The 12,822-nt window shown below is 65.6% G+C and carries 10 protein-coding genes; 5 read left to right on the top strand and 5 right to left on the bottom strand.

Annotation, left to right across the window (positions count from 1 at the left end; all coding sequences use genetic code 11):
- Positions 1-87: 87 nt before the first annotated feature.
- Complete coding sequence (locus ASE82_RS01160) at positions 88-1,401, top strand: metal-dependent hydrolase family protein (protein ID WP_056057822.1); 1,314 nt, start codon at positions 88-90, stop codon at positions 1,399-1,401.
- Between the two features lie 22 nt (positions 1,402-1,423).
- On the opposite strand, the gene ASE82_RS01155 is transcribed toward ASE82_RS01160, so the two are convergent.
- Together ASE82_RS01155 and ASE82_RS01150 are read right to left on the bottom strand one after the other, a co-directional pair.
- A complete protein-coding gene (locus tag ASE82_RS01155) occupies positions 1,424-2,677 on the bottom strand; it encodes an arsenic transporter (RefSeq protein ID WP_056057819.1) in 1,254 nt (417 codons plus the stop codon).
- Positions 2,678-2,729: 52 nt separating this feature from the next.
- Positions 2,730-3,842 carry a metallophosphoesterase family protein gene (locus ASE82_RS01150; RefSeq protein ID WP_056057816.1) on the bottom strand — a complete coding sequence of 371 codons (1,113 nt, stop codon included), beginning with the start codon at positions 3,840-3,842 and terminating at the stop codon, positions 2,730-2,732.
- A 274-nt stretch (positions 3,843-4,116) separates the two neighbouring features.
- Between ASE82_RS01150 and ASE82_RS01145 the strand changes: the two genes are divergently transcribed.
- Positions 4,117-5,391, top strand: a complete 1,275-nt coding sequence (locus ASE82_RS01145) for an MFS transporter (RefSeq protein WP_056057814.1) — start codon at positions 4,117-4,119, stop codon at positions 5,389-5,391.
- A 12-nt stretch (positions 5,392-5,403) separates the two neighbouring features.
- Here ASE82_RS01145 and ASE82_RS01140 read toward each other — a convergent pair whose 3' ends face one another.
- Both ASE82_RS01140 and ASE82_RS01135 read right to left on the bottom strand, forming a co-directional pair.
- Positions 5,404-6,960 carry an amidase gene (locus tag ASE82_RS01140; protein WP_082440960.1) on the bottom strand — a complete coding sequence of 519 codons (1,557 nt, stop codon included), beginning with the start codon at positions 6,958-6,960 and terminating at the stop codon, positions 5,404-5,406.
- 119 nt (positions 6,961-7,079) lie between these two features.
- On the bottom strand, positions 7,080-7,985 hold the full coding sequence (locus ASE82_RS01135) for an SDR family oxidoreductase (RefSeq protein ID WP_056057811.1): 906 nt from the start codon (positions 7,983-7,985) through the stop codon (positions 7,080-7,082).
- Between the two features lie 97 nt (positions 7,986-8,082).
- On the opposite strand from ASE82_RS01135, the gene ASE82_RS01130 reads away from it, so the two are divergent.
- Positions 8,083-8,910, top strand: coding sequence for a helix-turn-helix transcriptional regulator (locus tag ASE82_RS01130; protein WP_056057808.1), 828 nt, complete (start codon positions 8,083-8,085; stop codon positions 8,908-8,910).
- Positions 8,911-8,941: 31 nt separating this feature from the next.
- Here the strand turns inward: ASE82_RS01130 and ASE82_RS01125 are convergent, their stop codons facing one another.
- Complete coding sequence (locus ASE82_RS01125; RefSeq protein WP_268795388.1) at positions 8,942-11,563, bottom strand: PAS domain-containing protein; 2,622 nt, start codon at positions 11,561-11,563, stop codon at positions 8,942-8,944.
- A gap of 190 nt (positions 11,564-11,753) precedes the next feature.
- On the opposite strand from ASE82_RS01125, the gene ASE82_RS01120 reads away from it, so the two are divergent.
- Positions 11,754-12,074: a DUF2147 domain-containing protein gene (locus ASE82_RS01120; RefSeq protein ID WP_235524335.1), complete on the top strand. Its 321-nt coding sequence runs from the start codon at positions 11,754-11,756 to the stop codon at positions 12,072-12,074.
- Between the two features lie 255 nt (positions 12,075-12,329).
- A complete protein-coding gene (locus tag ASE82_RS01115; protein WP_056057805.1) occupies positions 12,330-12,815 on the top strand; it encodes an Hsp20 family protein in 486 nt (161 codons plus the stop codon).
- The last annotated feature ends 7 nt before the right edge of the window (positions 12,816-12,822 follow it).

The raw sequence follows: 12,822 nt of genomic DNA, 5'->3' as shown, positions 1-12,822 counted from the left end.
GGCGGTGCGATCGTGAAGATAGATCGATGCCCTCTTGCCGCCGCGTCGCGCATCGGCGAGCATCACGTATCAACGGGGGAGAATGTGATGATCAAGGCATGGATGATCGGGCTGACGGCAATCGTCGCGGCACCGGTACTGGCGCAGGGCAAGCCGTCGACCACGACCTATATCCAGGCGGGCACGGTGCTCGACCGGCCCGGCCAGGCGCCGCGCGGCAACACCACGATCATCGTCCGCGACGGAAAGATCGTCGAACTGCGCGATGGCTTCGTCGCGCCGGAACAGGGGGCAAAGCTGATCGACCTGCGTACCGCGTTCGTACTGCCCGGGATGGTCGACATGCACGTCCATCTCTGGGGCATTGGCGGCGATCCGATGCGCGCGCGGCTGGAGGCACTCAACCGCGACCGGTTCGACGACGAGATGACCGCGGTCGCCAATGCGCGCACGACGCTGGCGGCAGGCTTCACCTCGGTGCGCGACCTGGGCGGCGACCCACGCGGTATCCGGGCACTGCGCGATGCGATCGATGCCGGCACCGTCGAGGGGCCGACCATCACCAACGCCGGCGAGATGATCTCGGTGACGGGCGGGCATGGTGACGGCGGCAACGGGCTCGCGGAGGAGTTCGCAGACATGGTGCACGCGAAGGAAATGAACCTGTGCGACGGCCCCGACGATTGCCGCCGCGCCGTGCGGGCGCAGGTCGCGCTGGGCGCGCGGGTCATCAAGTTCGCGGCGACCGGTGGCGTGCTGTCGAACGTCAGCGGCGGCCTCGGCCGTGCGATGACGCCGGAGGAAATGCGCGCGATCATCGAGACCGCGCATGCGCTCGGCCGCAAGGTCGCGGCGCACAGCCATGCCGCCGAGGGCACGAAGGCTGCGCTGGAGGCCGGCGTGGACTCGATCGAGCACGGCACGTTCCTCGACGACGAGACGATCCGGCTGTTCAAGACCAAGGGCGCCTATCTGGTGCCGACCGAGATCGCACCCGTCGCGGCGCTAGCGCAGGCACGCGGCGGCGCGTTGCCACCAGCGACGATCGTCAAGGCCGAGGCGGCGGCCGCGGCGATGGCGGCCAGTCACCGCCGCGCCTATGCCGCCGGCGTCAAGGTAGCGTTCGGCACCGATACCGGCGTGTCGAAGCATGGCGACAACGCCACCGAGTTCGCGCTGATGGTCAGGAACGGGCTCACCCCGACCCAGGCGATCGCAGCGGCCACGGTGGGTGCAGCAGACCTGCTCGGGCGCGACGACATCGGCACGCTCGCGCCCGGCAAGACCGCGGACATCATCGCCGTCGCGGGGTCTCCGCTGCAGGACGTCACGCGGCTGGAACACGTCGAGTTCGTCATGCACCGTGGGGCAGTCGCGAAGACACCTGTCGACGGCATCTGATCGGCTGCCGCTCGGCGCGCGCTCAGCCGATGAGCATGCGCGCGCCCAGCGCGGCGAACAGCGCCGGCGGCATTACGACGGCGCCGACCTTGAGGAACCGCCAGAAGCCGACGTCCTCGCCCTCGCGGCGGATCGCGGTCAGCCACAATATGGTGGCGAGCGAGCCGGTGATCGACAGGTTCGGGCCGAGGTCGACGCCGATCAGCAGGCCGTCGGTAACGATCTGCGGAACGTGTGCCTGTTGCAACGTGGTGCTGGCGATCAGTCCAGCCGGAAGGTTGTTCATCAGGTTCGAACCGAATGCCAGGATCGTTCCAGCAACGCCTGCGGTCGTCGAAGGCGACTGCGCTGCCCCCGCCGCGAGCCAGCGCGCCAGCATCGTGATAACGCCGGTGCTCGCCAGTGCCTCGACCAGCACGAACAGGCCCGCGACCAGCGGCAGCACCGCCCAGGATACCGAGCCAAGCGTCGTGAACGGCGATTTGCGCTCCCCGATGCAGATCGCCGCCATCGTCGCGATACCGGCAAGACAGGTCGGCAGCCCGAGGTCGTGGCCCTGCGCCGACGCGGCGATCAGCAGGGCCGCAGTCGCGACGATACCACCCAACGCAATCTTGCCGCCGCGAGGAAGCGTGCCGGTTTCGACGACGGTCTCGCACTGCCCGGTGAGCCGCTCGCGCTCGACCCAGCGCAGGACGAGGAACGTCACGCCGATCGACAGCAGCGATGGCAGCGCGAACGACGCCATCCACGCGCCGAGCGACGGCAGCGCGCCACCGTACAGCACGAGGTTCGCCGGGTTGGAGATCGGCAGGACGAAGCTAGCCGCGTTGGCGATCAGCGCGCAGGCGAACAGCATCGGCAGCGGGTCGGCCTTCGCCTTCTTCGCCGCGGCGTAGACGGCGGGGGTCAGCACCACTGCGGTCGCGTCGTTCGAGAGGAAGGTCGTGACGACGATGCCGACGCCAAAAACGAGCGCGAACAGGCGACTGGTCGATCCCTTTGCAAGCCGCACCGCGTGCTCGGCGACCCAGTCGAACAGCCCCTGCTCGCGGGCGACTTCAGATAGCAGCATCATGCCGATCAGGAACAGATAGACGTCGCCACCCTTCAATACGGCGCTCCACGCAGCAGCAGGCGACATCAGCCCGAACACGAGCAACACCGCAGCGCCAGCGACCGCCCAGACCGCTTCGGGCAGCTTGAACGGACGCGTGATCACGCCGAAGGTCGCGACGAAGCAGATCGCCCAGATCGCGTAGGTGTGGAGAGTCATGCCGCGGGCATCCGCGAGTCGATACGCCGGACCATCGTCATCGTTTCGGTATTCACCAATCGAGTCCGTTCTTGTTCGGGCCGCGCTGCGCACCGTCGATACCACGATCGAGCCAGGCACCGATCGCGTTCACGTCGCGGCCGAGCGCGACGGGAGGATTGCGTTTCGGTCGAGGTCCTGCGTTGCGGACGAGGATCTGGATCCGGTCCTCGGTCCCGTCACAGCTTACGCAGAGACGGTGCAGGCCATCGCCTACGCCATCGACCGAGGCGCTCCAAAACGAGGGCACGCCGTCGACGCGCGTCATCGGGACGGCTTGGCCGTTATCGACGTACAGCGACACCGTGTCTGCGCCGCCGAATACCTTCGCGCGCACGGTGAAGGCGCTGCCGGGTACGTTGTCGGCGCGCGCCGGGTCGGTGATCAGGCGGCGGTCGGCGGGGCTGGTGATCTGGATGAGCGGCCAGGGATCGTCGATCGCCTGGAACCGCCAACTCGGGACGCCGTCGTCGAGCGTGACGATCGAGAAACCGGGTGCGCCCTCCTCGATCTGGCCGGTCGAGCGGGTCGCGCCGTAGATCACGCGGCCGTCGTTGAGCAGCTCGTTGTAATGCGTGTGGCCGGTGTCGACGAACGCGACGCGGTGCGCGGCGAACAGCCCGGCGATACCGTCGGGATCGTCGCGTAGGTCGCCGGGATAGGCATGCATGAACACCGCGACCGGTTCGCCAGCGACCGCGGCGGCGCTCAGTTCGCGTTCGATCCAGGCGCGCTGGGCCGGGTCGATCCGGAAGTCGGGACCACCCTTCCCCGCCGAGACGATATCCAGGAACAGGCAGCGATAACCCGCGATCGTCTCCGCATAAGGCGCCATCTTCGCCGTGATCGCGCGCATCGCGGTAAGGTCGCCGGGTTCGAAATCATGATCGCCTGCCAGCACGTGCCACGGCAGCGACAGCCCCGTCATCGCGTCGGCGATCCGCGCGTACTGGTCGTCGGTACCGTGATTGGCATTGTCGCCGGGCAACAGTGCGAAGTCGACCGCGTCGCCCAGATGTGACTCTGCAATGGCGGCCAGCGCGCGAAACCGGGACAGTCCTTCATACTCATCGGCTTCGTCGACATGTAGATCGCCAAAGTGAATCCAGGTCAGGCATCCTGTCATTAAAGCACTTTCAAGTCGTCTGGCAGATGATCTGCCGATGCTGCCCATAGCGAGGCTGCGTGCTCATCGTTCCGTGACAATAACTTCATGATTTGAGACTTAACCGGCTCGTTCAGTTTCGGTTTAGCTTTTGACATCACTGGAAAAAATCAAGCCGAACAATATTTCGGCGGTGTGGAAACTTTGCCTGGTGCCGCAGCTTTAGCGATCCGACGTCTCGCGGGTTTCTCGTGCGGCACCGGGTTCGACGACACCGACATTTCAGGGAATTCTCATGGCCACGACGGACACGGCATCCGCCAACAACGGCAAGGCCAAGGGCGGGTCGGACGCCACATCCGCGCCGAAGAAGACGCTCGATGCGCTGAACTTCTTCCTTGCCGACGTTCGCGACGGGCTCGGGCCTTATCTGGCGATCTATCTCGTCGCGGTACGTGGGCCTGCGCATGGCTGGAACGAGGCGACGGTGGGCATGATCCTGACGATCGCCGGGATCGTCGGTCTGATCTCGCAGACGCCCGCGGGCGGGCTGATCGATCGCAGCAGGAACAAGCCGCGTATCGTGATGATCGCCGCGCTGCTCGTGACGCTCAGCAGCGTCTCGTTGCCGATCGTCAGTGGCTTTACCGCGGTTGCGGTCACCCAGTCGATCGCGGCAGTCGCCGGTGCTGTATTCGCGCCGGCGATCTCCGCCATCACGCTGGGGCTGGTCGGCCCGAAACTGTTCGCCAAGCGCGTCGGTCGCAACGAAGCGTTCAACCACGCGGGTAATGCGGTGTCGGCGGCGCTCGCGGGCGTGCTCGCGTGGAAGTTCGGACCGGTCGTCGTCTTCTACCTGATGGGCGCGCTGACGGTTGCGAGCATCGTGACCGCGTCGCGGATCAACAACGACGACATCGACAACGCGGTCGCGCGCGGTCTCGATTGCGAGCCGGAGGACGATTGCGAGGAGCCGAGCGGGTGGAAGGCACTGGTCGAGAACAAGCCGCTGATGATCTTCGCGGGGACGGCGTTCCTGTTCCACCTCGCCAATGCGGCGATGCTGACGTCGGTCAGCCAGTTGCTCGCGCGGACCGTCGGCAAGGATCAGGCGACGTCGCTGACCGCCGCGTGCATCGTCGCGGCGCAGCTGGTGATGGTACCCGTCGCGATCGTGGTTGGTCGCAACACCGAGAAATGGGGCACCAAGCCGCTGTTCCTCGTCGCCTTCGGGTTCCTCGCGGCACGTGGCGCGCTGTATACCGTGTCGGATAATCCGTGGTGGCTGGTCGGCGTGCAGGCGCTGGACGGCATCGGCGCGGGTATCTTCGGCGCGCTGTTCCCCGTCGTGATTGCCGACCTGACCAAGGGGACGGGACGCTTCAACGTCAGCCAGGGCGCGGTGGCGAGCGCGCAGGGCCTGGGTGCGGCCTTGTCCGCGACGTTGGCCGGCGCGATCATCGTGTGGGCGGGCTACAGCGTGAGCTTCCTGACCTTGGCCGTGGTCGCTGGCGCTGGCTTCATGCTGTATTTCTTCGCGATGCCCGAGACGAAGCAGAAGGCGGGGTAGGCCCCCCTCGGCTCACCGGTCGACGGCGATGCTCGGCAAGTACCGCGGCGCCGACCGGGCCTTGGCGCGCTGTTCATATGCATAGCCGGCGCGCAGGACGGTCTGGTCGGCATCCTTGGTGGCGATGAACGACAGACCGACGGGCAATCCGCGTACGAGACCCATCGGCACGGTCAGATGCGGATAACCGGCGACCGCAGGCAACGTCGCGGCGGAGGGTCCGGCATAGGTGTCGCCGTAAACCGGATCGCTCAGCCATGCTGCGTCATAGGTCGGCTCGACCAGGATCTGCGCACCCGCCGCGCGCAGCATCGCGTCGATCCCCTGCGCACCCGCCAGCCGCAGCGATGTTGCGCGCGCGGCCTTGTAGGCGGGATCGTCAAGCCCCTTGGTCTTATTGGCATCGTCGAACAATTCCTGTGCGAAGAACGGCATCTCGGTTGCGGCGTTCGCGCGGTTGAAGGCGATCACCGCGCCCAGCGTCTTCGTCTGGACCGAGGGCGGCGTGGTAGCGAGATAGGTGTTCAGGTCCGCCTTGAGTTCGGTTTTCAGGACCATGAGTTCCGCTTCGCCCAGCCCGTCGAGTTTCGGCGTCTTCACCTCGACCAGCACGGCACCCGCTGTGCGCAGGACGTTCAGCGCCGCGTCGTAGCGGGTGGTAAGATCCGCGGACATGCCGTCAGGCCGGATGACGCCGACCCGCATGCCGAACAACGCGCTGGCCGAGAGCCCGGCGGCATAATTCCTGGTCACCGCGGCCGCCGTCACGCCGTCCGCCGGATCCGCACCGACCATGCCCGACAACAGGATCGCGACGTCGGTAACGCTGCGCGCCATCGGCCCCGGCGTATCCTGGCTATGGCTGATCGGCACGATATGCGTACGACTGACCAACCCGATCGACGGCTTGAAACCGACCAGACCGTTCAGCGACGACGGGCACACGACCGAACCGTCGGTCTCGGTACCGACGGCCGCCGCGGCGAAACTCGCGGCGACTGCGGCGCCCGATCCCGACGAGGAGCCGCACGCGGTCCGGTCCAGCGCGTAAGGGTTGCGCACCAGCCCGCCGACCGCGCTCCAGCCGCTCATCGAATGAGTCGAGCGGATATTCGCCCATTCCGACAAGTTGGTCTTGCCGAGGATCACCGCACCCGCGCGGCGCAGATAGGCGACCATCGGCGCGTCCCGGCGCGTCATATTGTCGCGCAATGCGAGGCTGCCTGCGGTCGTCGGCAGCGGATCCGCGGTCTCGATATTGTCCTTTATCAGGATCGGAATGCCGTGCAGCGGACCGCGCACATGCCCCGCCTTGCGTTCAGCATCGAGCGCCCTGGCCTGCGCGAGTGCATCGGGATTGACCGCGATGACGCTGTGCAGCGCCGGTCCCTTGCGATCCATCGCTGCGATCCGCGCGAAATAGGCCTGGGTGATGTCGACGCTGCTCGCGGCGCCGTCGTTCATCAGCGTCCTCAACCGATCGAGCGACACTTCCTCGACGACCACGGTCTTGGCGATGACAGGTGTGGAAACGCAGGCGAGCAGTACCGCAGTGATGAAACGACGCATGAGACCCCCGTAGACAATGTCGCAGGATGGTCCCGAGCCGCGCACCGATGCAAGCGGCATCTGCTCGACGCGTATCCCGCTGACGGCAAACTATAAATTGCCGCCAGCGGGATGCCCGGTCAGGCGGCGACTAGGCCCGGCGCATAGTCCATCGCTTCCAGATCGGCGATCAATCCCGGACCGGTCGGGTTCCAGCCGAGTTGCGCGCGCGTCCAGTTGCTGGAGGCAAGCATGTCGAGCGAGGCGAACATCCCGAACCAGCCGAAATGGTCGTTCGCCTGCTCCTGAGTCAGCGATAGCGTCGGCAGGCCCAGCCCGGCCGCGACGACTTCGGCGATCGCCCGCGCGCTGACGCCTTCTTCCGCAACGGCATTGTACCGCGCGCCCTTCTCGCCCTTGTCGAGCACGAGCGCGTAGAGTTTCGCCACGTCCAGCACGTGCGCCGCGGGCCAGCGATTGGCGCCGTCGCCGACATAGGCCACCACGCCCTTCTCGCGCGCGATATCGACATAGGGCGTGATCAGCCCCTGCTTGACGGTATCGTGAACCTGCGGGAGCCGCATGACACGGACGTCCAGGCCTGCCTCCAATAGCGCCTGCCCCGCCTTTTCCGACGCGATCCGCGGGTTGTGATAATCGGGGTTGAACGCGGACTCGAGCGCAGGCTTGCCCGGGCCGGTATCGCCGATCCCGGTACCCGACGTGATGATCAAGGGACGACCGCTCCCCTTGAGGACCTCCCCCATCGCGCCGATCACGCGGCGGTCCTTCTCGCAGTTCGCGACGAAGTTGGTGAACTCGTGATCGAACGCGGTGTGGATCACCGCATCGGCCTGCTCCGCTCCGCTGCGCAGGCTGTCGAGATCGACGAGATCACCGCGATGTACCTCGGCGCCAGCCTCTACCAGCGACCGCGCGCCGGCATCCGACCGGGTAAGACCCAAGACCTCATGCCCGGCACTCAGCAGTTCCGGCACGATCCGCGACCCGATGAAGCCCGTCGCACCCGTCAAAAATACACGCATCCAAACTCTCCGATATTGTCCGGAGGAAGACTTGGGCGTACTTCAACACCTGTAAAAGTAGTGACCTTATCATGGTATAATCTTCAACAGGATGGCGATGTCTATCGAGACTGACAATGCGCTCGGCACGTTCCTGCGCGATCGCCGGGCACGCATGGACGCGGCAGCTTTCGGGTTCAGCGGTGGACGACGGCGGACGCCCGGCTTGCGCCGCGAGGAAGTCGCCCAGCGCGCGAACATCTCGGCGACCTGGTACACCTGGCTCGAACAGGGGCGCGGCGGCGCGCCGTCGGCCGACGTCCTCAACCGCATCGCCGGCGGCCTGATGCTGACCGAGCAGGAGCGCGAACATCTTTTCGTTCTCGGTCTCGGCCGCCCGCCGGAAGCGACCTATCGCGCCTCCGACGCAGTGACGCCGCGGCTGCAGCGCGTACTAGATGCGCTGGAGTTCAGCCCGGCGATCGTCAAGACGCCGACCTGGGACGTGGTCGCGTGGAACGCGGCGGCGGCGACCCTGCTGACCGACTATGCGACGCTTCCCCGCGACCAGCGCAACATCCTGCGCCTGATGTTCACCAATGCGAGCATCAAGGCGGCGCAGGAGGACTGGCTCAACGTCGCCCGTTACGTCGTCGGCGCGTTTCGCGCGGATGCCGCGCGTGCCGGTGCGGGTGCGGAGATCGCGCAACTGGTCGAGGAACTATCGCGGCTCAGTCCCGAGTTCGACGCGTTGTGGCGCGATAATAACGTCGCCCGGCACGCTGACGGCCTGAAGCGGCTGCACCACCCGGTACACGGCTTGCTCGAACTCGAATTCTCGGCCTTCGCGGTCGACGGTCGACCTGAACTCGGGATGATCGTCTACAATCCCGCCTCCCCGGAAACGGCCCAGCGTATCCGGTCGTTGATGGCGCCGACCGCCTGAGCCTTTCGCCCGCGGATCGGCAGCCTCTCCGTTATTCCGCCGAGCCGTCCGAACTTCTGTCGGCGCTTCCCCAGCCCGCCGCCTTGCGCAACACGCGCGACAATTGCTCGACCGAATACGGCTTGTGGAGCAGTTCGAACCCGTGCGTGCCGTCCTGCGCGAGGATGTTGCTGTACCCCGACGTCAGCACGACCGGCAGGCTCGGATAGTCGGCGCGGATCGCCTTGCCGAGTTCGATGCCGTTCATCCCCGGCATGACCACGTCGGAGAAGACGATGTCGAAGCGCGAGGCATCCTTGCCCAGCTCCGCCAGAGCCTCCTGCGCATTGGCCGCCCACACCGTCACATAGCCAAGCTCGGCCAGCGACTGGGTGGTGAACGTCCCGACTTCCCTGTTGTCCTCGACGACGAGCACGCAGGTTCCATGACCGTCGGCCAGCGTCTGGACAGCGTCGTCCTCGACGGGACGGTCGCTCTCGTCGACCTGTGGCAGGTACAGGGTGAAGGTCGCGCCCTCGCCGGGCGGGCTTTCGACGACGATGTCGCCCTCGGATTGCTTGGCGAACCCGAACACCTGGCTGAGCCCGAGGCCGGTGCCCTGCCCGACGCCCTTGGTCGTGAAGAACGGCTCGAAGATACGCTCCAGTTTTTCGGGTTCGATGCCGGTGCCGCTGTCGGTCATCGAGATCGCGACATAGCGCCCCGGCACGGCCGGATGCGAGCGAACGGCGGGGATGAACGATGCGGGCCGCACCGCGATCAGGATATGGCCCGCGCCGTCCATCGCGTCGCGCGCGTTGACCGCCATGTTCACGAGCGCGGTATCGAGCTGGCTGGGATCGACGTTGGTGAACAGCGGCGTCTCGGGCACGTCGATGTCGATGACGATCCGCGAGCCGGTCAGCGTGCCCAGCATATCGGCAATGACGCGCAGGCTTTGTCCAACGTCGATCACTTCTGGCTGGAGCGCCTGCCGTCGCGCGAAGGCGAGCAGTTGCCCCGTCAGTTTCGCGGCACGATCGGCGGTATCGGAGATCGCGTCGATATAGCGTTCGCGCCGTTCCGCGCTGAGGTCCGGACGCTTCAGCAGGTCGGTCGCCGAACGGATGACGGTCAGCAGATTGTTGAAATCATGCGCGACGCCGCCGGTAAGCTGGCCGACCGCCTCCATCTTCTGCGACTGGCGCAACGCGTCTTCGGCATGCTGGAGCTCGCCGGTCCGCGCCGCAACCTGCTGTTCCAGCGACGCGGCCAGAGCTGCGAGTTCCTGTTCCGTGCGCCGCCGTTCGGTCGCAATGCGGGTGCGCTCGGCAACTTCACGAACGAACGCCACCTCGTCCGCGCGCCACTGCCGTGCACAGCCGCTGCCAAGATAGAGCATCGCGACCAGCCGACCATTCTCCATGATCGGTATGTTGACGATCGCGCGAACCGAAACCGCCTCAAGTGCATCGACCGACGACCGCGTCCGCGGATCGGTATGCGCGTCCGCGATACACACCTCGTCGCCGTTTTTGAGATCGTCGATGTACGTTCCGAAGCTGCGTAGATCGAAGCTCCCGAAAAGGGGCGCGACCCCCGGTGCCCTCCAGTCCCGCATGATCGTGAGCGTGTCGGCGTCGATCTCGCCATAGCCCGCGCGATCCGCCGCAACCGTTTGGCCGATGATCCGCGCCGCCGCGAAGGAGATATCATCCGGTTCGTCCGTATCGCGAAACACGTCGCCCAGTTCGACGAGTGCCGCGCGCATGATCTCGCCGCGGCGCTGATCGGTGATGTCGGTCGAGACGCCGGCGATGCGCAACGCCTCGCCCTCGGTGTTGAAGAAGGGCTGACCGCGCGAGGCGATCCAGCGCAGTTCTCCATCGCGGCGATAGATGCGGTAGATCACGTCATAGTCGGTGCCCTCCGCGACGCAGCGACGGACTTCGGCGACGCTTTTCGCTCTATCCTCGGGATGGATCGCCTCGAGCCGGTCCTCATAGGTGAAGGGCTCGTGGCTGGGGCGGCCGAATATTTCCTTGCACGTATCAGAGGCAGTCAACTGCTTGCTGGCGATCTCCAGGCTCCAGGTTCCGAAGCGGGCAGCCTTCAACGTGAAGGCCAGCTCGCGCTCCTGCTCCTGCTGCATCCGCAATCGGTCGGTCAGCTCGGCCAGAAGCGCGGCATTGCTCGATTCCAGACCTTGCAGCCGTTCGCGCTCGAGCGTCACATCGACCTGGCTCGCAAAGAAATAGGCGAGCACGCCTTCGGTATCGTAGACCGGCGCCAGTAACAGGCGGTTCCAGAACAGCTCGCCGTCCTTGCGGTGGTTCTGGATGTCGATCTCGATCGGTCTGACCTGCCGCACCGCCTCGCGAATTTTGACGACGGTCGCGGGATCGGTCTCCGGCCCCTGCAAAAAGCGACAATTACGGCCGAGGATTTCCGCCCGGCTATACCCGCTCAACCGGCAGAACGCGTCGTTGGTGAACACGACGGGATTGTCGGGCAGCCGGGGATTGGTGATGATCATCGGCATCCGCGTGGCCCGCACGGCCGCGACGAACGGATCGGTGCCAACGTCCTGCGCGATCAGCTCAGCCGCGATCCGCTCTGCATCCGCCGTCATTTTCGGGGCGCTTTCGACGGCGCTGTCGATGATATCAGTCAAAACAGTCTACTCGTCGATGATCACCAATCCCAGTATCTAGGGTAGCGAACAAATCACCGCAACGCCGACCATTGGATACTGAGCCAAATCAGCCGCATAGGAGACAATCGAAATTTCGGTTTTACCTTTTCGGCAGGGCTCGAAGCGAGGTTTGGCACGTTCGATCCGGTAGGAAATCCGAGAGGATGACATGCTTTTCAAATATTCGGCCGCAATCCTGGCACTCTCGCTGGTCGCCGCGCCCGTCGCGGCACGAACCCCGCCGCCCGCCGGGATCTGGGCCAACCCGCACAACACCGTTCACGTGACCTTCAAGCGCTGTCGCGATGCGATCTGCGGGACGGTCGTGTGGGCGAGCCGCACTGCGATCGAGGACGCGCAACGCGGCGGCGTCGACCAGCTCGTCGGCGAGGAACTGTTCCGCGATTTCGTCGAGGACGAGCCTGGGCGATGGAGCGGCGAGGTCTTCATTCCCGATGTCGGCCAGACCGTGTCCGGCACGATCACGTAGATCGATCCCCACACGTTGGTCGGCGAAGGCTGCACGTTCGCGGGGTTCGGCTGCAAGACGCAGTCGTGGAAGCGCATCAAGTAGCGGATCGCCGCCGCTCGCGACCGGTGCAAAAAATTTCGTTCGAAAATCTTGACGCCTTCGGACGCGAAATTATTTCCCCGGTCGCCGGACGCGTCGATCGGTCCGGCGACTGAGGGCACCGGCTTTACCGGTGCCCCTCGTGCTCAGATTGCTCATGAGGAGGATTTGGATATGAGGACGAACTTCGACTTTGCGCCTTACCGTCGTTCCACGGTCGGTTTCGACCGGCTGTTCGACTTGCTGGAAGCGACCGCGCGGACCGAAACGGTCGATGGCTACCCGCCATTCGATATCGAACGCGAGAGCGAGGACAGCTATCAGATCACGCTCGCCGTCGCCGGGTTTCGCCCCGACGACATCGAGATCGTCGCGCAGAACAACCAGTTGACGGTCAGCGGGCGCAAGCCCGACGAACGCGACGATGGCCGCTTCGTCCACCGCGGGATCGCCACCCGTGCGTTCGAGCGCCGCTTCCAGCTTGCCGACTTCGTGCAGGTCCAGAATGCGAGCTTCGACAACGGCATGCTACGCATCGCGCTGAAGCGCGAAATCCCCGAGGCGATGAAGCCGCGCCGGATCGAGATCAACGGCTCCGCAGCCAATGATTGCGGCGGTGATCGTCTCGAAGACAAGCAGGCGGAACGCTCCGCCGCGTAACGGGAAT

This window comes from Sphingomonas sp. Leaf230 (genome assembly GCF_001421745.1).
Lineage (GTDB): Bacteria > Pseudomonadota > Alphaproteobacteria > Sphingomonadales > Sphingomonadaceae > Sphingomonas.
Note: the sequence above shows the minus strand (reverse complement) of the source record. Positions and strands in the feature narration are given on the sequence as shown.